Genomic DNA, 26510 nt, shown 5'->3' on the forward strand with positions numbered 1-26510 from the left:
AGTAAACAACAATAGCAATCTATATCTAATATCTATCCATCTATCTTGCTAGGATTACTATATGTTGGATATGCTAATATTATTAGTTTATAAAGCATAATCATGCTCTTACTACCATAAGAGTAGGCTGGATTTGATGATGATGAGGAGGATAAGACATCTATGTATAATTACTCATAGGCTTGCTGATGTTGATGCCTACTGCTCAGCCTATGCTCTATCATCACTATTCAAGAAGTATGCTAGGGATATAACTGTTGTATTCCCGGCAGGATTGAATGCTATAGCAAGTAAGGTTATGCAACATCTCCCACTGGATGTAAGGACTGTGATCGTTGATGAAGGGAAGGATGGTGATAACGATAATGATGGGAAGGGTAGTAATAATGGTAGTAGTGGTGGTATTAATAGTAATAATAATAAGGATGGCAATAATAATAAAGGTGTTAATAATTCTCTTACAAGAGATGTAGCATCTGTTGTTGGTATGTTGGAGCATTATGATGAGAATGATCTGATACTTATAGTTGATACCAACAACCCTGTTATGCTAGCAGGTGTATCTGAAGGAGTAGCAAGAAGCAAGGCTAGGAAGGTTTTGATAGACCATCATCCTATAGCAGTAGAGGCATCAGTGCTAGGTATAGATGAGATGCGTGTTGATGTTGATGCTTCCTCAACATGTGAGATGGTCTATAGACTCTTCAAGGAGTTGAGGAGGAGGTTGAGCAGGGACGTTGCTATGGCATTACTCTTAGGGGTACTAACAGATACACAGAACCTAACAATAGCAAAATGCAGCACAGTACCCATGCTAGCAGATATATGCAGGTTTACATCACTTGAGGAGTGCAGAAGCATACTAGCAGTGGAGAGGGATTACTCTGAGAGAATTGCAAGGTTGAAGGCAGCACAGAGGTGCAGACTCTACAGGGTTAAGGTTGGCAATACTGCAGATTCTAATAGTAACCCATCCATCATTATAATTGCAGTATCCAAGGTTGGTTCCCATCATGCATCTGCAGCGAAGGCACTTGTTGATCTTGGAGCAGATCTATCTATAGTTGTTAGCAGAGAAGGTTCCATAGCAAAGGCAAGTCTAAGATCAACCCAGAGTTTCTATACTAGAACAAAACTCCATCTAGGCACTGATATACTTGCAAGGATTAGCAGTGCTGGAGGTGGGCACTCCACAGCAGCATCCATAGCATTGGAGATGGATGAGGATGGACTGATCAGAAGCATACTACAAGTTATCAAGGAGAGGCTTGGAAGGCTCGATGCACTATGTTAACATTTGTATACCATTAATGATGGCATAGCAATGTAATAAATACAATAAGAGAGGGAGGAAGGGAGGAAGAGGAGGATGGAGAGTAGTAAGAAGGCTAGGTTAAGGATAGTAGTTGATGAGAGGGAGAAGAGGAGCATGGTGCCAGATGCACTGAAGGAGTTGGGCGCTAATGTTGAGTATGCAGTATTGGATGTTGGAGATTATTTGGTTTATGGAAACTGCTGTATTGAACGTAAGAGTGTTGATGATCTAATCAACTCCATATACGATGCTAGGTTATTCATACAGGTGGATGAGATGCTCAAGCACTACTCAAGGTCAGTAGTTATAGTTGAGGGTTCATCAGAAGATATAGAAGGTATGGATAAGCCAAATGTGCTATATAGTGCTTTGGCATCGCTAGCAGTTGAGTATAGAGTGCCAGTTGTATACACCCCATCCTATCTACATACAGCACTTGCCATAGTTGCATTGGCAAAGCACTGCAGTAGCAAGGAGGATGCATATAGGGAGCCTTTGCTTAAGAGGATAAGGAAGAGCAAGGATGGATTGCTAAGGGAGCAGCAGTTAAGCATCATAGCATCTCTTCCAGGAATAGGGAGTAGGTTAGCATCAAGACTGCTTGAGAGGTTTGGATCTCCAATAAACATATTCAATGCCTCTACAGCAGATCTAGCAAGGGTTGAGGGCATAGGATATGCCAAGGCAAGAAAGATAAGATATGCTCTTGATACAAGCATTAGCAGTAAGTTTACTAGGCATAATTTGCTTGATGATTACACAGATGCTACAGATGTAAGGAATGGATGAAGGAGGTTGGATGGAATATGTGTGTATTACTACTATCTAGCTTTCATACATGAAATTATTATTATTATCGTCATTTATTCTCCCTCCCTCCTTCCCTTCCTCCTTCCATTTTCTTTTGCTCCTCCTCCTTCCTCCAACTACTCACCAGTCTAGACCTGAGTCTGTTTCCACATACTCTGCATACCTTGCTTGCATCGTTGTAAGTTATTCTACAAACCTTACAGTATCTAACCCATTTACCAGAATATCTTATGCCTCTACTCGTTATGTAGGATATGCTTAATCCTATAACCATTGCTACATTCACTATACCATAATCATCACTAGCTATTGTAACCTCATATGATGGTTGGAGCATCAATGCCAATGCTATTATTGAGATATCTGCATCAGATAGATCGTACTCTCCTACCTTCTCTGCATATGCTCTAGCCTCTTCCATATACTCTTGCTTAGGATCAGCAACTATGAGCTTACCTGTATTTACTAGAAGGTTAATAGCATCTATACTCTGCTTTATATGCCTAACCTCATCTAGGACTAAAGATGTAGTGTAATATTGAATTGATGGATGGGAGAATGAGGATAATGGTATACCAGCATAGAATGCAGTTGCATCCAATACTATAACTTTCTTCTTTATCATTAATATTCAAAACCAATCCATCTTATTATTATTATTGTTATTAAGATGTTGTATCCCACATTATATATTTGCAAGTTGCCTAAGTCCTCTAGGCTCAAACCTGATGAAGAGTGCATCATGCTCATACCTTCCTATACTTATAACCTGATCCTGCTTCACATCATACACTACCTGCCCATCTATGACAACCTTGGCATCCATGTTGCTCCTAACTTCAACATCAGTAACAGGGATGACTATGCTTGGCATCCTATTTATTGGTGCTATAGGGGTTATCATCATAGCCTCTAACCCCTCATACACTATTGAACCTCCAAAGGATAATGAGTGCCCAGTTGAGCCTGTTGGTGTTGAGACTATCAGTCCATCCATCCTATATGCTATTTCTGTACCAACCAACCTCATCCTATAAGTTGGTGTCCTTGTAAGATTATCCCTTATTATCAGCATCTCATTGAGTGCTGGCTGTAGTTCTCTACCATCAACACTTGCCATTATGCGCATCCTCCTCTCTACATAGAATGAGTTTGAGAATAGCCTGTGTATAGCATGCTCTATATCAGACCTCTCTGCAGTAACCTCTGCAAGCATACCCTTGCTTGTAGGTAACTTTATTGCAAGTACTGGTACATGCTTTGTTGATAACCATCTAACAGTTCTAAGTACTGTACCATCCCCTCCTATTGCTATAGCAAGATCTATATCAAGAGCCTTGATCATACTCTCATCAACCTCTCTTGTACCTTCAACCTTAATGGGGTTAACAGTGTAGATACTACAACCTTTATCATGTATCATACCTACTATGCTTGATGCAAGTTCTGATGCCCTTGCACTACCATACCTTGCTGTTATCAACACACTCCTTATCTGCACACATCCTCTTCCTTCAATAGAAGATAAAAACTATGCCTTACACTTATATAGAATTGTGCTTACACTCCCTTGCTATGGGTGATGTTCTGAAGGGTGGGCAGTTCTTCATTGTGTATGATGCTGATGGTGCATTTGTGCTGGAGGATAAGACGAAGAGGAACCTTACAGTACTTGAGGTATCCAAGGATGATAGGTATGGTGTTGATGCAGAGAAGGGCATAATATACGATGCAGATGGGAGAGGGCATAGAGTGAGTATAAGATGGTACTTCCCAAAGGATAGGTTCAGGCTTGATGATGTGCTTGATGTAGCAAAGGGCATAGAGGAGTTCTATAGAAGGCTGAGAGAAGAGACGTGTCCTGATTGATTGATTAATGATGGTTATTCTTATCCTATACTACATCATCCTATCTGATGGTTAGTATATGCATTATCCCTATAGATCAGTGTACCATCTGGCCAGATGCTATTAGCATTATATTGATAATGATGATGAGTATAACTGCAATTACACCTGCTAGCCTTGTATAATACGTTACAATACCCATCCTTGATATCAGCACTACTAATGGTATTACTACAAATGGTAGGAGTAGTGATAGTACTACCTGTGAGTAAACAAGTATATCTATAGTCTTTATTCCTATGGATAAGGCTATAAGCAATGGTACCATGTTGATCATCCTTACAACCAACCTTACCTTCCACTGTGTTATACCCTTACCCCTTATGCTCTCAAATACCTTCTGTCCTGTAACCACACTTACCAGCGATGATGATATGCCAGATGCTAGTAGTGCTATACCAAACGCATGTGCAGCAAGTGAACCATAGAGTGGGATGAGCGTATTGTATGCTTCAGTCATATCCACAACCTCTATATCCTTTGTATAGAATGCACCATATGCTGCTATCTGAAGTGATGCATTTATCATAGCTGCTACTGCTAGATACACTATGGTCTCCCTTGTATGCCTCTTGACCTTCTCCCTCATCCCATTCCACCTCTCAGCAGTAAGATATCCATGGAGGATGAGGGCATGGGGCATCACAGTTGCACCAAGTATGCTTGCTGCTAAGAACACCTTCCCCTCATCAAGTGTTATGCTTACGCTCTTCTCAAGCACTACACTAGGTTCTGGAGCAATTATGTAGAGTTGCACAACGTAACTCAACCCTATTATAACGACAAGTAATCCTATCAGGAGTTCAAGCCTACCTCTCTTCTCAGATGCTAGAAGAAGTATAAGCACATCAATCACTGCTAAACCTGCTGCTACATGCAATGGTATGGCAAAGAGCAGATGGAGCCCCAATGCTATGCCTAGGAACTCAGCCATATCAGTTGCTATAATCACTGCAATCAAGGGTATGGAGTATGCTATCCTAGCATATCTACTGCTTAACCTAGATAGGGTTAGATCAACCAACGATCTACCAGCAACTATTCCAAGCTTTCCAGAGAGGTACTGTAGCAGCATAGCTACTGCACTTGCCATCCATACAACCCATAGCAGATCCAACCCATGGAGAGAGCCAGAGGCTATGTTGCTCCCAAAGTTCCCAGGATCCATATACGCTACGCTGACGATGGTAGCAGGACCAAAGAGCCTTAGCAAGCGTAGCAGCCTCACATATGATGGTAATAATTTAGACTATTTTAACTTTCTTAGATTAGACTAACTTATATGATATAAAGGTTTTTAGGTAAGTGCGTTGCAATTAATGCAATGTCCTCACTACTAGAAGATAAGGTGTATGCTGTACTCTCAGAGACAACTAAGCGTGGCGTATACCCTCTCCATGGATACAAGTATGGTCTATACAGGATACCAGTGGATCTAACAAGCAAGGAGGATATACAGAGCGTTGTATCATCCCTTAGCAGTATCTTCAAGGTTGATGTTTATGCTGATAGGATCTACGTTACGTATAGGTGGAAGGAGCAGGATGTAACGCCTGTAAAGCCAGAGGAGTGGAAGGAGGTTGAGTTAGAGGTTACTGTTGAGATAGTTACTGGTGAGGTTATTGATATAATATATCAGGTTAAGCCCCTTGACTACTTCCCAGATGCTTACTGGGTAAAGAATTACAGGGTAAAGGCAGATAACAATGCAAAGATGGTTATAGATACCATACTGAGGAGCACGATCATAGGGGAGAAGCTGGTTAAGGACTGGGTGAAGAGGTACAAGATGGATGAGCAGACTGCTAGGAGGAGGCTTGAGGGTCTTACTCCATTGGCAAGATCTATGGAAGTTGCACCTCTAGCAGTTCAGCAGACGGTGCAGCAGGTTGCAGCACAGCAAGTACAACAACAGCAACAGGCGGCAACAGCAACAGCAGCAACAACACAGGTACAAGCAAAACCAACTGCAAAGCCTGCTGCTTCAACTGCAGCAGGAGCAGGAGCTGGAGGAGCACATGCAGGAAAGGGTATAGATCCAAACTTCACCAAGAATAGGCAGGTTGCTGGTGAGCATGCTGGTCATGCTGTATGGGGTCCCGTGAACCCTCCACAACTGCTAGGCATACATGGTACTTACGTTGCTGTTGACTTTGATATATGCGTTGCAGATGGTGCATGCATTGAGGCATGTCCTGTCAATGTGTATGAGTGGTTTGAGACGCCTGGACATCCAGCATCTGAGAAGAAGGCAGATCCTGCAAGGGAGGCTGACTGCATATTCTGCCTTGCATGCGAGACTGTATGCCCTCCAATGGCCATAAAGATAACCAAGAGATCTTAAAAGATGGTCTATACAGATGATTTTTATCAATTAACATTATAAATATAGGTTATCTTTTCCCCAATCTCTTTAATAATTTTTGGAGTATTACTTATATTGTTATTCCACATGAGCATTAGGCGTGATAGAATACCTTGCATATGTGATATTTGTTACAGTTTCGTGGATGATGAGTATATATGGTTTCAACTTCTACTATCTATTCTTCCGTTCACTTAACAATAAGAATAGTAAACAGTTGATCATTAAGAATAGTAATAGTAGTAATGGTTACAATGGTGATTGCAATGGCAATGGAGATGGAAAAGGCAGTGGCGAGGAGGTATTAAACCAAAACTACAACCACACCTACGACTACGATCTAAACCCTCCATACGTAACCATACAGCTACCAATCTACAATGAGAAGTATGTTGCTGAGAGGCTCATAAAGGCAGTATGCAAGATGGACTATCCCAAGGATAGAATGCAGATACAGGTTCTTGATGATTCTACAGATGAGACTAGAGAGATATGTGCTGAGCTTGTAGAGTACTACAAGGCAAGAGGGTATAGGATAGAACATATATGGAGAAGGAATAGGGCAGGTTACAAAGCAGGTGCACTCAAGGAAGGGTTGAAGAAGGCAGATGGTGAGTTTATAGCAATATTTGATGCTGATTTTGTACCTCCTCCATGGTTCCTAAAGCGTGTAATACCATACTTCGCTGACAAGAGGATTGGATTGGTGCAGTGCAAATGGGGGCATCTGAATGAGGATTACTCTACACTAACACAAGCACAGGCATTGAGCCTTGACTTCCACTTCACTGTTGAGCAGAAGGCTAAGAGCCTAACACACCTCTTCATGAACTTCAATGGTACAGCAGGGGTGTGGAGGAGATCATGTATAGATGATAGTGGGGGATGGCATGTTGGTACACTGGTAGAGGATCTTGATCTAAGTTATAGGGCACAGATGAAGGGATGGAAGTGCGTATACCTTGATGATGTAGTTATAAATGCTGAGCTCCCAGTGCAGATAAATGCTGCAAAGAGGCAGCAGTATAGATGGGCCAAAGGTTCTATACAGTGTGCAATTAAACTTCTGGACAAGATAATCTTGAGCAAGCATCTCTCAATAGATACAAAGATTCAAGCATTCATACAACTTACAAGGCATGTTGTTCATCCATTACTGCTTATACAGTTCCTCCTCCTCCCACTCCTCCTTGCAATGAACTACAACATCTACCCTATACAGAGTGCTCCATTATCTCCCTTGATAGCATATGCCATACTTGGTCCAGGGTTCTACATGTACGTTATAAGGAGGCTCTGGCCAGATAGATGGTTCTCAAGGGTTAAGGCTTACTTCTTCCTCATCCTCTTCTTCACAGGCATATCTGTAAGCAATACAATAGCAGTATTTGATGCTCTACTTGGGAGTAGATCTGAGTTCCATAGGACACCAAAGTTTGGTATAGTGAAGAAATGGGAGGATTGGAGGGGCAAAGATTACGTTCTTCCATTCACCAAGACAACACTGCTGGAGATATTCTTTGCTGGCTATGGTATAGTTGGCATATTCATCTCTATATTCAATGGTAATGCTGTATATGCACCATTGCTTGCACTCCAGACATCTGGCTTCATATACATAGCAGCATTGAGTATATCACACTCAATATTTAATAACAGGGGTAGGGTTGATAATGGTGCTGGAGGTAGGGTAAGGGATGAGTCTAGCATCAACATCAAGGTCGATTATAGTTATGTTGGGAGGATTGAGAAAGGAAGAGAGGGAGGTAAGGATAAAAGTAATGGCAAGGGTAGAGATAAGGAAAGGGAGATTGAGGCGGGGGTTGGTTATAGTATGAAGCACTATAAGCTTGTGCTTGGAGGCATACTAGCACTCCTTATGTTTGGTGTTGTAATGGCATACATAGGCTATGCATCCAGCGTATACCCCCTAGAGAAGGCTAGAGGTTACATAGCTGTAGCGGTAACCTCAAACTCTCCAACAACAATGCTGGAGTATGTGCTTGAGATAGAGCAGTTGGTACCAGAGAATGGAAATCCAGTATGGGTATTCCCTACTCCAAAGACAGACTTTGGGATGATGCATAAGAGCCTTGATGAGATCAAGGAGAGGTTGAGGGTTATAGCTACACTGCCTAGAGATAGCGAGGCATTCAACACTGGCATGAGTGATGTTAGAGGTCAACTAGCACAACTTGAGGATAACATAAGGGAGGCTGTACCATACGTGTATGTGAGCTTCCAGAACGTTGTGCTTAGTGCTATTTGGATAACAGTTATACTTGCAATATTCACGCTCATGAAGAGGGGCAAGGCTAGGATAGAGAGGTTCGAGGATGTTGAGAGTGAGAGGGTTGGTAATAATAACAACTAATGATCACTTCATTCTATATTGATATACTCTATCTTGATGTTGATGTTGCTAACCCTAAACCTTGTATCTGCAGTAACTATTGTTGCATTGAACTTCTTTGCCAATGCTATCATATACGCATAGACCATTGGCATGCTAGGGTTTGAGGCCTTTATCCTACCAGCATCCCTTATCAACTCAAAGTCAACATTGATGAGCCTTATGTTTGAGTTCTTTATTGCTTCTAGCCTGCTACTTGCTACAGTGTAACCAAAGTACTCCACCATCTTCTGGAACAACTCTACCAGCATGGGTTCAAGTATATAGCCATAGGCATGCTCCTCTATGATGTTCTCTACCACAGTCTTTGCATCCTCATTGCCTATGAAGTAGAGGAGGAGTACTGTAGGATCTATTATGTATGCTTGTGAACTCATAACCATACCCATAACTCATATGCACCCCATCAACCCATAATACCTTGCTATCCGTATAATCTTTGGTAATCTACTAGCATCAACCATACCATTACTAATAGCAGGATGAGGGATCAAGTTATCATCATCCTCCTACCCTCTAGTATCTCCTTAAGCATACGCATAACGACATCTCTATTCTCCTTATCTATACCAAACATGCCTCTCAGCGATACTAGAGGTATAAGCCTTATCCCATCCTCACCATCTATGAACTTCATCTTTGAGCCCTTGGTTATCCCATACTTACGCCTCAATGGGATGGGTATTGATATGGTACCAAGTTTGGTAACTGTATGTATATACTCCCTCTCTTCTCTCTTGCCTTCTCTAACCTCTCCTCTATCCTCTTCCACATCTTCACCCTTACTAGCCTCCTCCTCTTCCCTCTCATCACTCACATACCTTGTTATATCATCATCCATATTATTAGCCATGATATAATAAATTGTTGTTCCATATTAATAATCTTTTTATTAATAAAAGATACTTACTTATTCTGGGGTATAGTTGAATAGCCCTCCAGCATCTACTATCCTCTTTATCAGAGGAGGGAATGGTTTCATCGCGTATACCTTACCCTTGCTAATATTCCTCACCTCATTCCTCTCAATATCTATCTCCAACTCATCACCATCCTCTATCCCATTGTATGCATCCTCACCTATCTCTATTGGAAGAAGATAGGCACCATCTACAGCATTCCTATAGAATATCCTTGCAAATGATAGTGCAAGGACAGCACTTATACCAGCATAGCTCAATGCTATAGGTGCATGCTCCCTGCTTGAACCACAGCCAAAGTTCCTCCCAGCAAGTATAAAGTCTCCCTTCTTTACCTTCTTCACAAACTCCCTGTCAAGACCTTCCATAGCATGCTTTGCAAGCTCGTTATGGTCCATTATCTTTAGGTATGGCCCAGGTATTATAACATCTGTATCTATGTTATCCCTAGCGTATTTGTGCACCCTGCCCCTCATCATGCATCATCACCACACATAACTACTACCATCACCACCTTCATCCATCAACAACATCTCTAGGATCTGTTATCCTCCCTGTTACTGCTGATGCAGCAACAACCTTTGGAGATGCTAGATACGTCTTAGACTCAACATGGCCCATCCTGCCTGGGAAGTTCCTATTGGTAGTACTCACACATACCTCATCCTTTGCCAATACACCCATGTGTGCACCACAGCATGCACCACAGGTTGGTGGACCTATAACTGCTCCAGCCTCAAGGAATATGCTCAGCAAACCATCGTTCAATGCCTTCATGTATATGCTCTGTGATGCTGGTAGCACTTCAAGCCTAACCTTTGCCTTCCTACCCTTGAGGATCCTTGCTGCCTCTAGCAGGTCTGTGTACTTTGCCCCTGTACATGAGCCTATATACGCTCTATCTATCTCTACGCTATTCAACTCCCTAGCATATGCTATGTTTGCTGGAGAGTATGGCTTTGCAACTATAGGCTCGAGTTTATCAACCTCGTAGGTGAATACCTCCTCATACTCTGCATCATCATCACCCTTCAAAACCTTGAACGGTCTATCTGTTCTCTCCTTCACGTATGCTATAGTCCTCTCATCTGGCTCTATTATGCCATTCTTTGCACCAGCCTCTGTAGTCATATTGGTCAAGGTGAAGCGCTCATCCATTGGCATCTCTGCTACTGCAGAGCCTGCAAACTGCATAGCCTTGTAGTTTGCAACATCAGTACCACTATCACCTATTATCTTAAGGATGATATCCTTGGCCATTATATAGGTAGGGATATGGCCCTCTAGCCTAAAGAGCAGGGTCTCTGGTACCCTGAACCATATCTTGCCGTGAATGAGCACATAAGCTATATCTGTATGCCCCATACCGGTAGCAAAGCATCCTAGTGCACCTGTTGTATTTGTATGGGAGTCACCTCCAACATACACCTCTCCTGGTAGCACCATGGCCTCCTCGTGTGAGAGTGTATGGCATATACCATACTGCCCCAACCCATATCTGAAGTGCTTCTTTATACCAAACCTCTCACTCATCCTCTCTAGCGTGATTATATTCTCTGCTGCTATCTTATCTACTGCAGGTACAAAGTGATCCTCTGCGATCCAGACTCTATCAGGGTCCCATACCCTCTCTACCCTCTTCCCCTTCCTCTCAAGTTCTCTCAGCACCATCATAACCCCAGGACCAGAGACATCATGAACCATCACCTTATCAACACTTGCAAATACAACATCCCCTGCTGTAACCCTCTCTCTATTGGATGCTCTAGCAAGTATCTTCTCAGTTATGGTCATCCCACACATAGCAGATGCTTATAGGATAAGCCATTAATAATGTTTTTGAGATCTAACATGTATGAAGGTTATAGGGATAAGGGTTAAGCCTAGGCACGAGAGGTTTGATCTCTTCAAGGTTATGGTAGATAGTATAAGAGCATGCAATGAGCATGTAGAGGATGATGATATAATAGTTGTATCTAGCAAGTTCGCTGCTATGAGCCAAGGTAGGGTTATAGATATGAACAGTGTTGTGCCAGCAAAGGATGCATATGCCATATCCTCAATGCATAACATGGATGCAAGGATGGCTGAGTTGGTGCTTAGGGAGGCTGATCATATATTCAGTGGTGTCCCAGGGTTCCTGCTAACTGTTAAGGATGGTATGCTTGCTCCAAATGCTGGGATAGATAGATCAAATGTTATGCATGGGCTATCCATACTCTACCCTGTCGATGCGTTCAGGGTAGCAGATATGCTAAGGGATAAGTTCCTCATCCATGAGGGGAGGAGAGTAGGGATAGTGATAGCAGATAGTAGGCTGATGCCAACAAGGATAGGCACATCTGGAGTAGCACTAGCAGTATCTGGATTTGAACCTGTGAAGGATAGAAGGGGTAGCAAGGATCTGTTTGGGAATGTTATGCGTGTTACACTTCATGCTATAGCAGACTGCATAGCATCTGCAGCAAACTTGGTTATGGGGGAGACTGATGAGTCTACACCAGTAGCAATAGTAAGAGGGTTAAATGTTAGGATGGATCAGAGGAGTTATGATTGGAGTGATCTTGCTATAGAGTATGAGCAGTGTATATATGTTAGAGGACTCAGCATGCATGGAAGTAAATTAGTTAGTTAGGCAGTTAGGTAGGTAAGATATCCCAAGATATAACGCTTGTCCATTCACAATCATGGTTGCACACTCATCCTATCCTATATCCTTGGCATATCCCAGCCCCATCTCTGCCTATCCCTCTCCTCCTTCCCTGCTCCTATACCTACATTGAATTGAGCATCCTTGTACTTTTCAAGTTCTAGCAGCCTTGTGAGTTCAGCCTTCAATTCTAGCATATTCCTACTCTGAATGTAGAGTGTTGCAGGTCCTGTAACATCAATGCCAAGACCCTCTCCCCCTAGTAGCAAAGTCTTCATACCTCCTATCTTCACAACCTTGTACTCTGCTGTAGCATTCATAGCAACTAGATGGTAGTTATCTACAACAATCCTCTCCCCATCCTTTAACTCCTTCTTGAATAAACTGCCATATGTGTTAACGAAGACCAATCCATTCCCATCTACCTTGAGCATAAAGAGTTCTGTACCAAACAATCCCTTTACCATGCCTTGGAACTTTGTATCTAGCGAGAGATTGCCTATGGATGCTAAATATGCCCTAGACTGTACTATGTAACTACCATCTACATGTATACCCTCTATATCCCCTATCATTGGACCAGCAAAGCCTAACATACATCTACCATTTGCTATGTAATCATTCAAGAAGAACGACTCCCCTCCAAGGATTGTGCTCTTAACCCTGCTTAGCAATCCCTGCTCCTTTATCTTGGTGCTTGTCTTAACCTCAACATCACCCTGCATGTACACTAGGGCACCAGGCTCTGCTGTTATAACCTCTCCTCTATCCATAACAACCTCCAGCATGCCTAAGGGGGTTCTTGCTTACCTTCCACTCCATTTCCCAATCTATTAGAAGATACTGAGTAATAAGTAGATGTAAACCATACGTTACTACTACTATTATTAGCATTAGTTATTGATCAATCAGATAAGGGATGACGGGCCCGGTGGGCTTCGATCCCACGACCTAGGGCTATTTACTGTACTAATAAAGCAAAGCAACCGCAAGCCCTCGCCATATCCTGACTAGGCCACGGGCCCTTCATACCACATCAGCAGCATGCTTTTAATTTATAGTTATAGAACTGTCTTTATTACCAATAATCTGTTATCTATCTACATTATTGTTAGCAGGAGAAGGTTTTAATCCCTATGCTAAGAAGATGATCTGTTGAGGTTTGAACTACCAAGAGGGATGAGGGATATTGAGGATGAGGAGTACATGCTTATAGAGCATGCTAGAGATAGGTTCATAGAGAGTGCAAGGCTCTTCAACTTCTCCATGGTTGAACCATCGCCTATAGAACTACTCTCTACACTAGAGGCAAAGAGTGGGCCTATGATAGCAGATGAGATCTATGCGTTCAAGGACAAGGCTGGGAGGGATATAGCATTAAGGTTTGATCTTACAGTTGGTATAACAAGGTATGTAGCAGGGAGGAGGGATCTTAAGATGCCCATAAAGCTTGCAGCATTCGGACCAGTGTGGAGATACGATGAGCCTCAGATGGGAAGGTATAGATGGTTCCATCAGTGGGATGTGGAGATATATGATAACTTTAGCATAGAGTCTGATGCTGAGGTTATAGAGTTCACAAAGCACTATCTCAACTCACTTGGAATACAGGCTAGGATAGAGGTATCTGATAGGAGGATGCTTGAAGGGATGATAAGGAGAAGGTTGGGTATTGAGGATGAGCATCAAGTGCTTGAGATGCTTAGAGCTGTTGACAAGTTATCCAAGAAGAGCAGGGATGCTATACTGCAAGAGTATGCATCTAAAGGTATAGATGCTGAGAGACTAAGGTTACTGCTTGATGTAGCAGGATTGAAGGGCAGCCTTGATGATGTGTTGAAGAGTGACCATCTCAAAGGTATGGATGTTGATACATCTAGGTTAACTGCACTCATAGACTCTCTCAAGGCTAGAGGTGTGAGTGATGTGGTAGTGAATATGAGCATAGTTAGAGGCTTGGATTACTACTCTAGCATAGTATTTGAGGTATTCTCTGGTAAGAGTAACCTTGCACTTGTTGGTGGAGGCAGGTACGATATCCTTCCAGAGGTGTTTGGGAGGAAGGATATGGGCGCAACTGGTGCTGCTGGAGGTGTTGAGAGGCTTATACTCCTCCTCAAGGATATTCATGGTGAGGGTGATGGTCTAATTATGCATAGCAAGAATATGGCTAGCATCTTCATTGCATATGCAGATGATGGGTTAAGGAGCAAGGCAGTCATGCTAGCATCGGATCTTAGAAGGAAGGGTGTTAAGAGTGAGTGTATAGCAGCAAGTCTTAAGAGACAACTCGATTATGCATCAAGCAAGGGTTACAGGTTTGCTGCAATACTTACTGATAGAATGGGTAAGGAGAAGATGGTTACGCTAAGGAATATGGTTGATGGGAGTGAGAAGGTTATCATGATTGATAAACTGCTAACAGATCCACTTGCAGTCATAGGCAACTGATTCATGATTTTTGATCTATTGATTATTCAATGAATTAATGATTAGTTGATCTACAACCACAATCATGTCTTGAATGCTCTACTCAGCATAACCATCTCTGGACCTGTGGTTAATGATCCTACAACCACTGCCTTTGAGTTTGCTACTATACCAGATGATACAAATGGCACACCTCCATTAACAGTTGCTGGCTCAACATCAACCTCCAGTATGCTGCTAACCCTCTCTATCTCCTCATTGCTAGCATTTGGATGTATAACAGCACCCTTGTTTGTACATGAGAGTACAGCGCCTACCTGATGGTATGATGCTATACTCATAGGTACTACCTTAACCCCTAGAGCATCCCTTATGAGATCTATGGAACCATCAAGTAGGGTTGATACTATCGCTGCTCTATCATTCGCTGCTACAAGGTTGCCTACTGCAGTAAGCCTAGAGTTGAGTCTAACAACCTTCAAACCTGTAGTCTTGAATGCGTTCAGTTCATCCTCATCCACTATACTTGCAGTTACTATACCATGGTTGTTTGCAACCATCAGTGGACCAAGCAGTCTTGTATGTGCTATAGATACCCTTATGCTCTTTGCAGATAGGAACTCTTCAAGCCTAGATGCCTTGCTATGGGCGAAGCCCTTGGGTATGAATATGTAATCATCGTTAGTCCTTATGAATATTCCTATGTTAGCGCTCCTATACACCCTATACTTGTATATTGACACAAGATTAGAGTCAATTAATGCAAATATGAACTTATAGTATGGTGGTATAGGCTGATGATAGGTTATATTCTAGGGTTTGGTATGTTGCTCATACATCCTCCATTTACATACGATATCGTTTATATAGCATCGTTACATAAGAGGCATGAGGTAAAGAATATGCCTATAGATCCAGACTTTCCAAAGGGACTGCAGGTGATAGGGAAGCACTATAACAAGGATGGGGAGCACTTCCACTTCGTCTGGGGTCCTGGAAGGCTCAAGGATGCTGCAGAGAATGAAGAGGCTAAACGTGACTTTGCTGCTAGAGGGGAGGAGATAGTACCTATAGGAGTCCATGGTACCATGGTTGCAGTTGATTGGGATGCATGCTATGCAGATGGTGCATGCATAGAGGCATGTCCTGTACAGGTGTATGAGTGGTATAGAACAGCAAACGATGTACCAGCGATAGAGGCATGGAAGTACCCAGGTGGTAATGGTGAGACTGTCAAGGATCACAGGAAGGACCATACTGACAAGGCAGATCCAATAAGGGAGCATGACTGTATATGGTGTATGGCATGCGTGTCAGTATGCCCACCCCAGGCAATAAAGGTTGATCAGTCAAACTTGGAGTACCATGAGAAGGCTGCAGGGACTTACAACCCAGAACTTGCAAAGAGTGCACAGCCTCCACCACATGGCCACCATTAATAGTTAGCCATCTCAAATTTTTTCATTATCTACACCTAGAGTCCTTATCATCCTCTTAACATCCATCACTATAACCTGCCTTGGTATGTTTATGTTGAGCATCTTCTCATCTGGCTGATTGAATCTTAGTACATGAATTAGCATGCTATTACTGTTGCTACTACTGCTATTACTACTATTGCTGGAGTAAGGGGAGGGTGAAGACGATGATAGCGATGGCTCTATCCTTGTCCTTGCTCTTGCTCTTGCTCTTATCCTGTTTGTAGGTATCCTCCTCTTCTCTATAACAACCTCTGGCTCAAAGAGCACATCAAACGTATAGATGTAGGAGTTGTTCCATATAGAGAATGAGTACTCAACCCTGTAGTATGGTATAGATAGCCTAGGGGTGCTTAGGCTGCTTGAGGAGTGTAGAGCCTCCTCAGCATCATAGAACCTATTATGGAACTCATCTATGAATGGTATCTTTGCATAAACTGTTCTCCTCACCCCCTTCCTCTCCATTATGCTTGAGTACTTTACAAACTCCTGCTCTGGCAATATTGAAGGACCATATCTATGGTCATCGCATAGCATTATCCTTCTATTTACTATCAACCTGTTATCGTTGAGGGTATTCAAGAGTCTAACTATATTCTCTATGAACTGCTGCTCATTGCACTCATATACTACCAAGTTTGAGCACCTCTCTTATCCTGCCTATTGTATCATCGCTAGCATACATGCTTATAACAGGGTCTCTAGGGTATGCATCACCTATCTCCTCAGATACACTTACACACTCACTACCCCTTATGAAGAGCATCTTCCTCCAGAACCTACCATCGCTAACCACCAATGCATCCTTCTCCAAGACAAACCCTAGCTCTAGTAGGCATGATGTAACCTTCTCTAGGGGTATCAGTACTGCAACTGACTTTGCCCTAAGCTCAACCATCGTATAGTATTAGATGCATACAAAATATAAATTTGCCCTTAGTTAGTAGTATAGATGACAGCATGCATGCTACAATTAATAAGGGATTGGTTAGTTGGTGAACCTATCATATTAGGATAATGTATGGGTGGGTGGATGGATAGATGGAGGGAAGGCATATGATGTTATGCAAGGTAGCAGTTATGTATGGTAGGGAACTGGCAAGGTATGGGTTTGGAGATGCACATCCATTTGGGAGTGATAGGCTAGATGCATTCTGGTCAAGGTTCACAGTAACCATGTTAAGCAATGGCAACAATAATGGTAGTAGCAACATTAATGCTAACACTGATACTAACGCTAGCAGTAGTAGCAACAGCAACACGCCTCCTACTTCTAGTAATAGTAACAGCATAAGTAACTATTACAACTCATCCATAACTATAGAGCAGCCCTTGCTCATTGATGAGCAGATACTCCTTGAGTTCCATACAAGGGAGTATGTTGAGTTTGTGAAGAGGGCGTCACAGTTTGGTATAGGCTACATTGATTATGGCGATACCCCTGCATACAAGGGTATATTTGAGGCAGCATGCTACGTTGTTGGCACTACTGTAAGAGCGCTGGATATGGTACTTACTGGAAGGGTAGATCATGCATTCAACCCTATAGGAGGATTGCATCATGCTAGAAGGGACTCTGCTGGTGGCTTCTGTGTATTCAACGATATAGGTGTAGCAGTGATGCTTGCAAGGAAGGTCTATGGACTCAAGAGGATAGCCTATGTTGATATAGATGCCCACCATGGAGATGGAGTGTACTATGAGTTTGAGGATGATCCATTACTCTTCATTGCAGATATACATGAGGATGGTAGGTACCTCTACCCTGGAACTGGGTTTGAGTATGAGGATGGCAAGGGCGAAGCAAAGGGTACCAAACTGAATATACCGCTCAAGCCTTACTCAACGAGCAAGGAGTTTATAGATGCGTTCAAGAGGGTTGAAAGGTTTGTAGAGGATGCAAGACCAGAACTTATCATAATGCAGTGTGGTGCAGATGGCATAGCAGGAGATCCATTGACACATCTACAATATGGTAGTGATGTGCACTACTATGCTACCAGTGCATTGCATAGGATAGCACATGAGTACTGCAATGGGAGGATCATAGCATTGGGAGGGGGAGGCTATAATAGGAGAAACCTTGCCAATGCATGGGTAGATGTTGTTAGAGCACTACTTACTAGCAACCAATGGTAAATAGGTAACTTGCTTGATGTGAATTACTATATATATCATATACACTTCAATCGTATAGGCGCCGGTCTGCCGGGATACATCAATAAATTTAGTTCATGACCGAGGGCAGAGTGGACTAATGCGCCGGCCTTGAGAGCCGGTGAGCCACAAGGCTCGCAGGGGTTCGAATCCCCTTCCCGGCGCTATTATATTTTGGTATGAACGTGTATAACCATAGGAAGGTTACAGAGTACTGGCTTACAAGGATAAAGGGTGAGCATGCTGAATATGCTGATACCATCTATGCATTCATACAGGCTTTAAGGCTATATGGTATCGGGGAGGCTAAGGTAAAAGACTATGCACAGTTTTCATTAAGAATAATTGAGATATATAAGGATAGAGGTAGAGGAGATGATACCAAAAGCAGTAAGAACAGCAATAATAACAATTACAGACCTATAGACAAGTGGGACAAAGAAGATATCGACAGGATAGCTAACATAATAATTAGTAACAAGAAGTGGAGTTACGCTACAATAGCAATAGCATTACGTGTATTAAAGCGTTTAGTACATTATGCAAAGCATAGAGAGGTAGCAGATGGTAAGAGTATAAAATACTGCTATGAGGTAGAGCATATACACCCAGATAGATATAAGCGTAAGGCAATGAAGGAGGAGACTGTAAAAAGTAGTGATCTCTTAAGCAAGGAAGAGTTCCTTAAACTTATAGATACAGTACCTAAGGTAAGCAGATACCCAGCAAGAGATAGAGCATTACTGTATGTAATGTATGAGTATGCTAGCAGACCATCTGAATTGCTGAATATGCGTATTAAAGGAGTAAGATTCTATGATAACTACTGTGAGATAACTACTGAAGGTAAGACAGGAGTAAAGACACTAGCACTTGTATTATCATATAAACCATTGCTAGAATGGATGGAGGAGCATCCAGATAAAGAGAACCCAGAAGCATATCTATGGTATAGTAGACCAAAAGGTGTAATAAGTTATGGAAGGTTAAGGAGGTTTATAAAAGAGTTAGCAAGGGAAGCAGGGATAAAGAAGAGGGTATGGTTATACCTTATAAGACATACAGCATTAACAGCAGTAGAGAAGGAGTTCGGTTCAAACATAACAGAGATATATGGTAACTGGAGGAAAGGTTCACCTATAAGGAATAGATACATACACTTAGCAAGCAGTGACCAAAGGGAAGCAATATTAAGAAGATATGGTATAAAGAATAATGATGATAATAATAACAATAATAATGTTAGCATAGTAACTTTTAGAGAATGCAATAGATGCAATACAAAGAATGACCCTAATGCTAGGATATGCAAGTTATGCGGTTTAATACTAGATAGAGAGTATGCTTTAAGGATTAAAGATGAGAAGGAAGCAAGAATAAAAGAGTTAGAAGCAAAGATAGAAAGATTGGAGGGTATTATCAATGCTTTAGCAGAGAGGCTAAAGTAGCAACTATCTCTCTCATCTCTTTTATCTCCTTCTTTGCTTCCTCTATCAATTCTTTACTGTCCTTACTATTGCTACTACTATTGTTATTGCTGTTGCTACTATTCTTATTATCCTTACTACTCTTCATCATCACTTTATAATAGAAAAAAGAAGAGGGGTTATGGATTAAGGATATAAGGTAATAGTAGTAGGTGAGCAAGGCACTGCTACTGCTATAGCTATTGTTACCCGTAATAGTACATGATTGATATCAACATACTTACTACTACTGTTGTTACTTATCCTGTTACTTCTCTTCTCTTACTACTCTTTCTTCTTCCTGTACCTGCTCTTGCTTACTCTTTACCCTAGGTTGCTTAAACCCTCGCTCTACAAGTATCTTATTCACTTCCCTTATCGCAAAACAGAATCCAACATGCAAGCAGTCATCTCTCTCACAATACCTACAGTAAAGGAATCTCTTTCCTATACCCCTATCATGTATCTCTACCTCAACTATCCTATCCTCAAAGTGATCCTTTATTGCAATTGTATTATCGCTCTCGCTTATACCTATATACTCTAGCGCTGGTGCATATCTGGATAGTAACTCATCCTCTTCTAACACCTCAAGCATATACTTGTTAATCCATGTTGTGAAAGAGGTTACTGGGGCATTTATGATCTTCCTCTCTTTACTAGCGTATCTCTCATACTTTTCATAGAACTTGTTATATATGTCCTCTCGTATTATTATGTTCTTCCACCCCTTCCTAGTCATACTGTATTATAATTTATGGTAAAATTTAAATGTACTTTTGTCTATTATATAGTATGATAAATATGTGTATATGTCAATATGATATAATCTGTGAAGTCGTTAATTATATAGTGATGGAATGTAAGCATGAGAAGATAATAACAACTCCAGAAGGAGAAGAGGTATGTTGCAAGTGCGGTATGGTGTTAGGCGATAGCAGAGAGACTATAGAATATGCAGAGAAGTATGAACCTAATTACTACTTCCATGCTCTGGGGACTTCTCTAACAAAGAAGGAGAAGCAGAAGATATTGAAGCATAAAGTAACAAAAGAGGTTGAGGATGCTAGTATAATCAACAATATATGCAGAGGTAAATTAATGCTTAATGCTCAAACTGAAGCTACAGTATCACAGATATACAATAAGTTAAGCAAGTATGCTAGAGGTAAAGCAGATATAATAACGGTAGCGGTTTTGGTAGCATGCTATAAGCATAGCATCAAATCAAGACTAACATTAAGAGAGTTATATGATATTGTCTGTATAAATGCAGAAACAAACAGCATGCCAGATATCAACAGACTATACAAACTCTTATGCATATATAACTATCTATCAAGAGCGAATATTCCTAGCAGTATATTCTTTACAAATGCTATAGACAATGAGATACCACCAATATATTATAAGGTGAGAAGATAGATGATGGTAGAAAAGGATAAGATAAAGAATACAATAGTTATTCCAAGCATATATGATGATAGAGTAAAGTTAGCAAGGTATAATGATGAACTATACCTTATCAAAGGTAGATTAGATAAAGATGAGATTAATGCAGATGATATAATACCTGTTAATAGCATGGAAGAGTTATATGCTATAACCTTAAGAGAGAATCTTAGAAATCCTATAAATTATTTCAGACTAGCATTGATAATAAGAGGGTATCCAAGACTAAAGAATATTTTAACAGAGGAGTTAAAGGAGATAATTAGCATAGCAGATAAATTACCAGCTTCTCTGCTAGAAGAGTTATCTAAACTATTAGAGGATAAGAGTGATGGTAGTAAGGAAGTGGTAATATCTGCTAACATAATTTATATGATAAATAAATGCTTAGAGTATCTTAAAAGGAGTAATATCAATGAACCTGAGAAGGAACTATTAGATGCTGTAAAAAGGTGTATTGTAAAGACAGATAGGATACTTGAGTTTCCCACACCTTCAAGGTTCAATGCCGAGATTGAAACACTTTTAGAGATTAGAGAACTTATAGAGAGTAAAGATGCTAAGAGAGGTAAAGATAAAGATAAAGAGATTGTAGCAACCGTTCCAACTGATTCACCAGTTGAAACAACACTACTACCAGCTGAAGGATTGCCAGATGTTAGAGTTAGAGAACCAACAGTAGATGAGTTACCAATTACTAATGGACAGGAGGACTCTATAACAGTAACAGTGGCGGTAAGTGATGAACTTAGTAGAAGTTTAGCATTAGATAGGATAAAGAATAGCAATGCTAGTATCGTTAGACTTATCCTAATATTGGAGAGAGAGGTTGCGTTAAGGTTACTAGAGAGTATAAAGGTGTAATGAGATGGTATCTGAACTGCTCAGAGAAGCATTAAAGCTTGAGAGAGCAGATTACTCATACCCTAAACGTTTCAAGATGCTAAAGAACGGTATAATAATGGATATACTTGAACTATGCTATACAAAACCGACCCTAAATGATATCTTTTCTTTATTTTATGGTAAAGTAGATCCTAAAGAGATACTAGAAAGGTTATACCTTCTATTAGAGAATAGATGTATATTTATTCATAAAGAGAAGGTTAAAATTGATTACATGGGTCATATACTATTCCTCTCTTTGAGATTAGATATACCACCTTTTGCATCTCATTTCCTTGAGATTCTATACTCATCATATAGACTAACAAAATGCGAGATAGTAAAATTTACTAGGGAGAGAGCTCTACACGATGCATATTTCAGGAAATATACTAAAATGACAAAATGGCAGGCTGTTAATCTTTTAAAGAAGAGAGGTTTGATAGAAACAATAGGGTATAACAAGTATAAACTAACACCAAAAGCATTAGAATACTCAAGATATGATCATTTTGAGGAGTTTACATAGGAAAATCCTTAATTATAACGGGTCTTATAATTAAGGAAAATCCTTAATTATAACGGGTCTTATAATGCACATAAAACGTGCATTATAACAGGTCTTATAATTAATGATTGACTACCTCTTGTTTGCCGTTACTCTATTGAATGACAAACGTTTTCGCTAGCGATATTCTAAGTATTACTCTGATAGAATACATGAATGTGAATGTGGTATTAAAATAGATAGAGACTATAATTCTGCTTTGAATATCCTTAAGAAAGGATTAGAGTATATGCATAGTAATAAATTTAAATATAAATATCTACCCATGGAGCATGGGGGAGTTACGCTTGGGGAGATCCTTAGAGGATCTATGAACCAAGAAGCTCCTGACTTTAGTCAGGAGTAGCGCACGATTGTTACACTATAATCAGATAGTGTAACTTCCAAGTTTAACAATAATGATTAACATTATTATTATTCAAACGTTTTAATTATATGTCAATATTTGATATTAAATATTTCCCTATTTATTTTATTTATCTATTTATGAACTTTATCCGTGAACTACCTAACTCTATATACAGTTCTTTACCGTATGCAAAACGGGTTGTATCATTATATACCGTATGGTCATAGTAGTAAAGAAGGAGAAGAGAGAAAAGAAGACTAATAACAATAACAATAACAATAACAGCAATAGTAATAGCAGTATCGCTAAAGGTAATGGTAATGCTAGCATTGCTGATAGTAATAACGGTAATAGCAACAACAGTAACAGTATTAACAGTATCGATAGTAATAATAACAACAGCAACAACACTATGTCTTACCTGCTTAAGGGTGATCCAGTACCTGCTATACAGTTAAGCAACCACACTGTAGAAGAGACGCTAATGCTTTATAAGCACAGGGGTATAGCAGTAGAGTGCTGTCAATGCGGTTATAAATACATAGATAAGAAGGAGAAGGATATATGGACATTTGACTTTAGTATATGTCCTAAATGTTTAGGGTTTAACTCATTCAAGGACTACATATTCGGTAATAGAAGAGTAGGAAGAAGAGCGAAGGTGCTTATCTCAAGGGTATTTGGTTCAAGTGAAGACCTTATAAGATTCCTTAATAACAGGAAGTATGATTTCCCTGAAGATATATCTGTTGCAATAACATTAAAGTTCAACAGCAAGGAAGAAGCATTACAGTACCTAGCAAGGGTAGCATATAGCAGAGAGATAGATGCTGTTATAGAAGGGTAATTATAATAACAATAAGAATAAGAATAATAGTCTATTGCTTCTTCTTATCTATATCCTTCTTCTTTTATTTATTAATTTAGAATGACCAAGGGTCTTCCCCTGCTTCCCTATCCTTCTTATACTTCTTTCGATCATCGTCATAGTAATCTTCATTCCAGTAACCCCGTTCTAGATCAGCACACCAATAGCAGAGCATTCTACCCGTTCTAGTCAATATGCTATCCTTATCTCCTACAGGTTTACCACATCTTGAGCATGACCACTCCATACATTATATAATGAAGGAGTATGAAGGTAGAACTAGATAGCAGATATGGAGAGTGCTGCAAAGATAGCAGGAACTGGGAACTTACAGAGTGCTTCGAGATAGCATGCAATAAGTGCGGTAGAATCCTGACAAGTGAAGAGATAGTAGTAGCAGTAGCATTCGCATAACTACAACAATAATAACCAATCACCTTCTTTCTTCTTTCTTCATTCTTTATTCTTCTTTGTATGAACACTCATTATATAATGATGATGAGAGCAGTACACAATACAATAACAGAAGCAGTATCTATAGCAAAAGCAGTAGCAAGCACACCATTAATTCTTAGCGAAGTAACAGAGGATGAGAGAGCAAGATGGATGAGGATGCTAGTAGTATTAGGATTAGCAGGTATAATGATAATATTTTCGCCAGATATAATACAGTTCATGACAGGTATGCAGATACCACAGAACCCTGTAGATAACAACAACGATGGTTTAGAAGATACAACAGGTCTACCTCTAAATACTGTAAGAGCTACACTGAACTTGTTCCTGATATTAAGGTTCATGGGTGTAGCAGTAGCAGTGATAGGCGGGGTCTTCAGCGTGGTGAAGCTGTAAGTGGAGCAGGGTGGAGGGGGAGGTCAGTAACTGAAACGCTATAGGTACTGCATGCATGTACAAACAAAGAGGTCAGCATAATGCTGACCTAACCTATTTCTCCCTTCAGGATAATCCTTAATTATAAGGATCACGTATGCTATTCTGTGAAGTATTTAGGGGCTGAAGAGTACGAACTGTTGAAGAGGACAAAGGAGCTCCTAGAGGAGTTGCTAGAGACTATGGATATCCTTGCAGATGAGGAGACTCTTCATGCGATAAGGGAAGCAGAATCAGATATAAGGGAAGGCAAGGTCAGGGACTTCCCCATCTGAATTAATGAAGACTCAATGTACGGCATAAATATACTGACATTAGCAGCTTAAATATACCTATAGATATTATTAGGGTATGACAGACTTCAACGTAAAGGTTACCAGTAGATTTGAGCGTGATTACAGTACCCTTAACATTGAAACAAAGAAGAGCCTGACGGAACATATACAGTTGCTCCAGAGCAATCCATATCTGGGTAAGAGACTCCATGGAGAACTAAAAGGTAAGCTGAGTCTAAGGATAGGTGATTACAGGCTTATCTATATGATAGATGAGAAAGAGAGGGTAGTATACCTGCTAACTATAAGACATAGAAAGCATGTATATAATAGTTAGTACATGAGACAAGAAGTGAGGAAGGAAGAGGAAGAAGAAAATACGTTATCAATATTATACTATGAATGAACTGGTTCACCCTGCTCATAGCATGTGGTATCCTGCTCGCTATAATAACAGTATTAACCATACTCGAAGCTGCATGCTACAAGTATCATTACTGTAAGGATAACAGCAGTAGTAATAATAGTAGCATAAGTCCAGATACAGGTATAGATATAACAAAGACAGGTATCTCATTCAACAATCATGTTATAGTTAAGACTGATCATACAGTTGTAAAGAAGAATACAGCAACAGAATACGCTAGATTAATGTTGATAAAATCACTATTAACAGAGAATCATGACTCAATAAGACAGCATATCCCTATACACTTTTATAGTCAAGAAAACAATATTACAGGTAAGTTTGAATATCATTCGCTAATAGAATCAAAAACATTAGCAGTAGCAATCAGAGTAATGCTAGTTAACAACAATCCTGAATATTTGCAGATAACAAGGATGATTATAAAGAGTATAGAGGATAGAGAACTATTCATCCTTGATACTGATATTCAGATACAACCATATCAACGTCTATACATAGTCTGGTATTTGCAGTTAGCTGGAGAGAATATTACAGAAGCAGGTATATCTCAACTCTTAACAGCATTAGCATATGGTAGAGATACACAGTATAAGCATTCAATACTGAAAGATATAGTACTATTAGATAGTTCAGGTAATATATTACCCTTCTATCCGTTACACATGGATATAGAAGATGATGACTACTCAATAACATTAACAGCATATATGAAGAATAATACAGCTAAAGAACAGAAGGTAAAGACTATAGCAGTAAGGAATACTGCATTAGATTACATATTTGCTTATGACCTTGAGGAAGAACTGATCATAAAACCATACAGTAAGGTAAGCATAAAGGTGAAGATATCTACATGAACAACATCTGTTTGTTCTTAGTC

Annotated in this window: 33 protein-coding genes and 2 tRNA genes; 20 read left to right on the forward strand and 15 right to left on the reverse strand. The window is 40.3% G+C overall.

What is annotated here, in order from left to right; genetic code table 11:
* Nucleotides 1–136 precede the first annotated feature (136 nt).
* On the forward strand, nucleotides 137–1294 hold the full coding sequence (locus tag CRG89_RS07305) for a DHH family phosphoesterase (protein WP_103287611.1): 1158 nt from the start codon (nucleotides 137–139) through the stop codon (nucleotides 1292–1294).
* 75 nt (nucleotides 1295–1369) lie between these two features.
* A complete protein-coding gene (locus tag CRG89_RS07310) occupies nucleotides 1370–2104 on the forward strand; it encodes an ERCC4 domain-containing protein (protein ID WP_103287612.1) in 735 nt (244 codons plus the stop codon).
* 70 nt (nucleotides 2105–2174) lie between these two features.
* Here the strand turns inward: CRG89_RS07310 and CRG89_RS07315 are convergent, their stop codons facing one another.
* Together CRG89_RS07315 and CRG89_RS07320 are read right to left on the reverse strand one after the other, a co-directional pair.
* On the reverse strand, nucleotides 2175–2750 hold the full coding sequence (locus CRG89_RS07315) for an NOB1 family endonuclease (protein ID WP_103287613.1): 576 nt from the start codon (nucleotides 2748–2750) through the stop codon (nucleotides 2175–2177).
* 60 nt (nucleotides 2751–2810) lie between these two features.
* Entirely contained in the window at nucleotides 2811–3626 is an 816-nt protein-coding gene (locus tag CRG89_RS07320; RefSeq protein WP_103287614.1) for an NAD(+)/NADH kinase, read from the reverse strand.
* 74 nt (nucleotides 3627–3700) lie between these two features.
* On the opposite strand from CRG89_RS07320, the gene CRG89_RS07325 reads away from it, so the two are divergent.
* Nucleotides 3701–3994: a hypothetical protein gene (locus tag CRG89_RS07325; protein WP_103287615.1), complete on the forward strand. Its 294-nt coding sequence runs from the start codon at nucleotides 3701–3703 to the stop codon at nucleotides 3992–3994.
* A 76-nt stretch (nucleotides 3995–4070) separates the two neighbouring features.
* On the opposite strand, the gene CRG89_RS07330 is transcribed toward CRG89_RS07325, so the two are convergent.
* Entirely contained in the window at nucleotides 4071–5261 is a 1191-nt protein-coding gene (locus CRG89_RS07330) for an Nramp family divalent metal transporter (RefSeq protein ID WP_148695113.1), read from the reverse strand.
* An 804-nt stretch (nucleotides 5262–6065) separates the two neighbouring features.
* Here CRG89_RS07330 and CRG89_RS09155 point away from each other — a divergent pair.
* Together CRG89_RS09155 and CRG89_RS07340 are read left to right on the forward strand one after the other, a co-directional pair.
* Nucleotides 6066–6377 (forward strand): 4Fe-4S binding protein, encoded by a 312-nt coding sequence (locus tag CRG89_RS09155; RefSeq protein WP_103287982.1) that lies wholly within the window; start codon nucleotides 6066–6068, stop codon nucleotides 6375–6377.
* 166 nt (nucleotides 6378–6543) lie between these two features.
* The gene (locus CRG89_RS07340) at nucleotides 6544–8772 is read left to right on the forward strand and encodes a cellulose synthase family protein (protein ID WP_197706679.1); all 2229 of its coding nucleotides are present in this window, start codon (nucleotides 6544–6546) and stop codon (nucleotides 8770–8772) included.
* Between the two features lie 8 nt (nucleotides 8773–8780).
* On the opposite strand, the gene CRG89_RS07345 is transcribed toward CRG89_RS07340, so the two are convergent.
* The 4 genes from CRG89_RS07345 to CRG89_RS07360 all read right to left on the reverse strand — a co-directional run bounded on the left by CRG89_RS07345 (nucleotide 8781) and on the right by CRG89_RS07360 (nucleotide 11525).
* Entirely contained in the window at nucleotides 8781–9200 is a 420-nt protein-coding gene (locus CRG89_RS07345) for a PIN domain-containing protein (protein WP_103287617.1), read from the reverse strand.
* A 101-nt stretch (nucleotides 9201–9301) separates the two neighbouring features.
* Nucleotides 9302–9664, reverse strand: a complete 363-nt coding sequence (locus CRG89_RS07350) for an AbrB/MazE/SpoVT family DNA-binding domain-containing protein (RefSeq protein WP_103287618.1) — start codon at nucleotides 9662–9664, stop codon at nucleotides 9302–9304.
* Nucleotides 9665–9721: 57 nt separating this feature from the next.
* Nucleotides 9722–10207, reverse strand: a complete 486-nt coding sequence (locus tag CRG89_RS07355; protein ID WP_103287984.1) for a LeuD/DmdB family oxidoreductase small subunit — start codon at nucleotides 10205–10207, stop codon at nucleotides 9722–9724.
* 40 nt (nucleotides 10208–10247) lie between these two features.
* Entirely contained in the window at nucleotides 10248–11525 is a 1278-nt protein-coding gene (locus CRG89_RS07360; protein ID WP_103287619.1) for a 3-isopropylmalate dehydratase large subunit, read from the reverse strand.
* A gap of 61 nt (nucleotides 11526–11586) precedes the next feature.
* Here CRG89_RS07360 and cofE point away from each other — a divergent pair, with 61 nt between their 5' ends.
* On the forward strand, nucleotides 11587–12366 hold the full coding sequence (gene cofE, locus CRG89_RS07365) for a coenzyme F420-0:L-glutamate ligase (protein ID WP_103287620.1): 780 nt from the start codon (nucleotides 11587–11589) through the stop codon (nucleotides 12364–12366).
* 74 nt (nucleotides 12367–12440) lie between these two features.
* Here cofE and CRG89_RS07370 read toward each other — a convergent pair whose 3' ends face one another.
* Nucleotides 12441–13169 (reverse strand): TIGR00266 family protein, encoded by a 729-nt coding sequence (locus tag CRG89_RS07370; protein ID WP_103287621.1) that lies wholly within the window; start codon nucleotides 13167–13169, stop codon nucleotides 12441–12443.
* 135 nt (nucleotides 13170–13304) lie between these two features.
* Nucleotides 13305–13406, reverse strand: a tRNA-Arg gene (locus tag CRG89_RS07375).
* Between the two features lie 130 nt (nucleotides 13407–13536).
* On the opposite strand from CRG89_RS07375, the gene hisS reads away from it, so the two are divergent.
* Complete coding sequence (gene hisS / locus CRG89_RS07380) at nucleotides 13537–14832, forward strand: histidine--tRNA ligase (protein WP_197706677.1); 1296 nt, start codon at nucleotides 13537–13539, stop codon at nucleotides 14830–14832.
* Nucleotides 14833–14894: 62 nt separating this feature from the next.
* Here hisS and CRG89_RS07385 read toward each other — a convergent pair whose 3' ends face one another.
* On the reverse strand, nucleotides 14895–15554 hold the full coding sequence (locus tag CRG89_RS07385) for a translation initiation factor IF-6 (RefSeq protein WP_158648776.1): 660 nt from the start codon (nucleotides 15552–15554) through the stop codon (nucleotides 14895–14897).
* Between the two features lie 159 nt (nucleotides 15555–15713).
* Here CRG89_RS07385 and CRG89_RS07390 point away from each other — a divergent pair, with 159 nt between their 5' ends.
* Nucleotides 15714–16250 carry a 4Fe-4S dicluster domain-containing protein gene (locus tag CRG89_RS07390; RefSeq protein ID WP_103287986.1) on the forward strand — a complete coding sequence of 179 codons (537 nt, stop codon included), beginning with the start codon at nucleotides 15714–15716 and terminating at the stop codon, nucleotides 16248–16250.
* Nucleotides 16251–16262: 12 nt separating this feature from the next.
* Here CRG89_RS07390 and CRG89_RS07395 read toward each other — a convergent pair whose 3' ends face one another.
* Both CRG89_RS07395 and CRG89_RS07400 read right to left on the reverse strand, forming a co-directional pair.
* On the reverse strand, nucleotides 16263–16925 hold the full coding sequence (locus CRG89_RS07395) for a hypothetical protein (RefSeq protein ID WP_103287623.1): 663 nt from the start codon (nucleotides 16923–16925) through the stop codon (nucleotides 16263–16265).
* Complete coding sequence (locus tag CRG89_RS07400; protein WP_103287624.1) at nucleotides 16912–17187, reverse strand: hypothetical protein; 276 nt, start codon at nucleotides 17185–17187, stop codon at nucleotides 16912–16914. The genes CRG89_RS07395 and CRG89_RS07400 overlap by 14 nt, the downstream gene beginning before the upstream one ends.
* Nucleotides 17188–17330: 143 nt before the next feature.
* On the opposite strand from CRG89_RS07400, the gene CRG89_RS07410 reads away from it, so the two are divergent.
* The 3 genes from CRG89_RS07410 to CRG89_RS07420 all read left to right on the forward strand — a co-directional run bounded on the left by CRG89_RS07410 (nucleotide 17331) and on the right by CRG89_RS07420 (nucleotide 19894).
* A complete protein-coding gene (locus CRG89_RS07410) occupies nucleotides 17331–18428 on the forward strand; it encodes an acetoin utilization protein AcuC (protein WP_197706675.1) in 1098 nt (365 codons plus the stop codon).
* Between the two features lie 68 nt (nucleotides 18429–18496).
* Nucleotides 18497–18610: transfer RNA gene (locus tag CRG89_RS07415), tRNA-Ser, on the forward strand.
* A 21-nt stretch (nucleotides 18611–18631) separates the two neighbouring features.
* Nucleotides 18632–19894, forward strand: a complete 1263-nt coding sequence (locus CRG89_RS07420) for a tyrosine-type recombinase/integrase (protein ID WP_158648777.1) — start codon at nucleotides 18632–18634, stop codon at nucleotides 19892–19894.
* On the opposite strand, the gene CRG89_RS08845 is transcribed toward CRG89_RS07420, so the two are convergent.
* The gene (locus tag CRG89_RS08845) at nucleotides 19866–20024 is read right to left on the reverse strand and encodes a hypothetical protein (RefSeq protein ID WP_158648778.1); all 159 of its coding nucleotides are present in this window, start codon (nucleotides 20022–20024) and stop codon (nucleotides 19866–19868) included. The genes CRG89_RS07420 and CRG89_RS08845 overlap by 29 nt on opposite strands.
* Nucleotides 20025–20180: 156 nt before the next feature.
* Nucleotides 20181–20654: a hypothetical protein gene (locus CRG89_RS07425; protein ID WP_103287627.1), complete on the reverse strand. Its 474-nt coding sequence runs from the start codon at nucleotides 20652–20654 to the stop codon at nucleotides 20181–20183.
* Between the two features lie 110 nt (nucleotides 20655–20764).
* Between CRG89_RS07425 and CRG89_RS07430 the strand changes: the two genes are divergently transcribed.
* The 4 genes from CRG89_RS07430 (at nucleotide 20765) to CRG89_RS07450 (ending at nucleotide 24013) form a co-directional block, all read left to right on the forward strand.
* On the forward strand, nucleotides 20765–21337 hold the full coding sequence (locus CRG89_RS07430) for a hypothetical protein (RefSeq protein WP_158648779.1): 573 nt from the start codon (nucleotides 20765–20767) through the stop codon (nucleotides 21335–21337).
* A complete protein-coding gene (locus CRG89_RS07435) occupies nucleotides 21338–22228 on the forward strand; it encodes a hypothetical protein (RefSeq protein WP_103287629.1) in 891 nt (296 codons plus the stop codon).
* Nucleotides 22229–22232: 4 nt separating this feature from the next.
* Nucleotides 22233–22778: a hypothetical protein gene (locus CRG89_RS07440; RefSeq protein ID WP_103287630.1), complete on the forward strand. Its 546-nt coding sequence runs from the start codon at nucleotides 22233–22235 to the stop codon at nucleotides 22776–22778.
* Between the two features lie 605 nt (nucleotides 22779–23383).
* Nucleotides 23384–24013 carry a hypothetical protein gene (locus CRG89_RS07450; RefSeq protein ID WP_158648780.1) on the forward strand — a complete coding sequence of 210 codons (630 nt, stop codon included), beginning with the start codon at nucleotides 23384–23386 and terminating at the stop codon, nucleotides 24011–24013.
* Nucleotides 24014–24089: 76 nt separating this feature from the next.
* Here CRG89_RS07450 and CRG89_RS07455 read toward each other — a convergent pair whose 3' ends face one another.
* Complete coding sequence (locus CRG89_RS07455) at nucleotides 24090–24281, reverse strand: hypothetical protein (protein WP_103287633.1); 192 nt, start codon at nucleotides 24279–24281, stop codon at nucleotides 24090–24092.
* A 20-nt stretch (nucleotides 24282–24301) separates the two neighbouring features.
* Between CRG89_RS07455 and CRG89_RS08855 the strand changes: the two genes are divergently transcribed.
* From CRG89_RS08855 to CRG89_RS07470, 5 genes are all read left to right on the forward strand, one after another.
* Nucleotides 24302–24448, forward strand: coding sequence for a hypothetical protein (locus tag CRG89_RS08855; RefSeq protein ID WP_158648781.1), 147 nt, complete (start codon nucleotides 24302–24304; stop codon nucleotides 24446–24448).
* A 78-nt stretch (nucleotides 24449–24526) separates the two neighbouring features.
* Nucleotides 24527–24886, forward strand: coding sequence for a hypothetical protein (locus CRG89_RS07460; protein ID WP_103287634.1), 360 nt, complete (start codon nucleotides 24527–24529; stop codon nucleotides 24884–24886).
* Between the two features lie 146 nt (nucleotides 24887–25032).
* On the forward strand, nucleotides 25033–25200 hold the full coding sequence (locus CRG89_RS08860; RefSeq protein ID WP_158648782.1) for a hypothetical protein: 168 nt from the start codon (nucleotides 25033–25035) through the stop codon (nucleotides 25198–25200).
* Between the two features lie 76 nt (nucleotides 25201–25276).
* On the forward strand, nucleotides 25277–25537 hold the full coding sequence (locus tag CRG89_RS07465) for a type II toxin-antitoxin system RelE family toxin (protein ID WP_103287635.1): 261 nt from the start codon (nucleotides 25277–25279) through the stop codon (nucleotides 25535–25537).
* Nucleotides 25538–25602: 65 nt separating this feature from the next.
* Nucleotides 25603–26487, forward strand: coding sequence for a hypothetical protein (locus CRG89_RS07470; protein WP_103287636.1), 885 nt, complete (start codon nucleotides 25603–25605; stop codon nucleotides 26485–26487).
* Nucleotides 26488–26510 lie beyond the last annotated feature (23 nt).

It is taken from the genome of Candidatus Nitrosocaldus islandicus, assembly GCF_002906215.1.
Lineage (GTDB): Archaea > Thermoproteota > Nitrososphaeria > Nitrososphaerales > Nitrosocaldaceae > Nitrosocaldus > Nitrosocaldus cavascurensis.

Coding starts and splice junctions, on each gene's coding strand:
- CRG89_RS07305 (WP_103287611.1), top strand. CDS start 137: ATGATGATGAGGAGGATAAGACATCTATGTATAATTACTCATAGGCTT.
- CRG89_RS07310 (WP_103287612.1), top strand. CDS start 1,370: ATGGAGAGTAGTAAGAAGGCTAGGTTAAGGATAGTAGTTGATGAGAGG.
- CRG89_RS07315 (WP_103287613.1), bottom strand. CDS start 2,750: ATGATAAAGAAGAAAGTTATAGTATTGGATGCAACTGCATTCTATGCT.
- CRG89_RS07325 (WP_103287615.1), top strand. CDS start 3,701: ATGGGTGATGTTCTGAAGGGTGGGCAGTTCTTCATTGTGTATGATGCT.
- CRG89_RS07340 (WP_197706679.1), top strand. CDS start 6,544: ATGATGAGTATATATGGTTTCAACTTCTACTATCTATTCTTCCGTTCA.
- CRG89_RS07345 (WP_103287617.1), bottom strand. CDS start 9,200: ATGGGTATGGTTATGAGTTCACAAGCATACATAATAGATCCTACAGTA.
- CRG89_RS07350 (WP_103287618.1), bottom strand. CDS start 9,664: ATGGCTAATAATATGGATGATGATATAACAAGGTATGTGAGTGATGAG.
- CRG89_RS07355 (WP_103287984.1), bottom strand. CDS start 10,207: ATGAGGGGCAGGGTGCACAAATACGCTAGGGATAACATAGATACAGAT.
- CRG89_RS07360 (WP_103287619.1), bottom strand. CDS start 11,525: ATGACCATAACTGAGAAGATACTTGCTAGAGCATCCAATAGAGAGAGG.
- cofE (WP_103287620.1), top strand. CDS start 11,587: ATGAAGGTTATAGGGATAAGGGTTAAGCCTAGGCACGAGAGGTTTGAT.
- CRG89_RS07370 (WP_103287621.1), bottom strand. CDS start 13,169: ATGCTGGAGGTTGTTATGGATAGAGGAGAGGTTATAACAGCAGAGCCT.
- CRG89_RS07390 (WP_103287986.1), top strand. CDS start 15,714: ATGCCTATAGATCCAGACTTTCCAAAGGGACTGCAGGTGATAGGGAAG.
- CRG89_RS07400 (WP_103287624.1), bottom strand. CDS start 17,187: ATGGTTGAGCTTAGGGCAAAGTCAGTTGCAGTACTGATACCCCTAGAG.
- CRG89_RS07410 (WP_197706675.1), top strand. CDS start 17,331: ATGGAGGGAAGGCATATGATGTTATGCAAGGTAGCAGTTATGTATGGT.
- CRG89_RS08845 (WP_158648778.1), bottom strand. CDS start 20,024: ATGATGAAGAGTAGTAAGGATAATAAGAATAGTAGCAACAGCAATAAC.
- CRG89_RS07425 (WP_103287627.1), bottom strand. CDS start 20,654: ATGACTAGGAAGGGGTGGAAGAACATAATAATACGAGAGGACATATAT.
- CRG89_RS07435 (WP_103287629.1), top strand. CDS start 21,338: ATGATGGTAGAAAAGGATAAGATAAAGAATACAATAGTTATTCCAAGC.
- CRG89_RS07440 (WP_103287630.1), top strand. CDS start 22,233: ATGGTATCTGAACTGCTCAGAGAAGCATTAAAGCTTGAGAGAGCAGAT.
- CRG89_RS07450 (WP_158648780.1), top strand. CDS start 23,384: ATGGTCATAGTAGTAAAGAAGGAGAAGAGAGAAAAGAAGACTAATAAC.
- CRG89_RS07455 (WP_103287633.1), bottom strand. CDS start 24,281: ATGGAGTGGTCATGCTCAAGATGTGGTAAACCTGTAGGAGATAAGGAT.
- CRG89_RS08855 (WP_158648781.1), top strand. CDS start 24,302: ATGAAGGTAGAACTAGATAGCAGATATGGAGAGTGCTGCAAAGATAGC.
- CRG89_RS07460 (WP_103287634.1), top strand. CDS start 24,527: ATGATGATGAGAGCAGTACACAATACAATAACAGAAGCAGTATCTATA.
- CRG89_RS07465 (WP_103287635.1), top strand. CDS start 25,277: ATGACAGACTTCAACGTAAAGGTTACCAGTAGATTTGAGCGTGATTAC.
- CRG89_RS07470 (WP_103287636.1), top strand. CDS start 25,603: ATGAACTGGTTCACCCTGCTCATAGCATGTGGTATCCTGCTCGCTATA.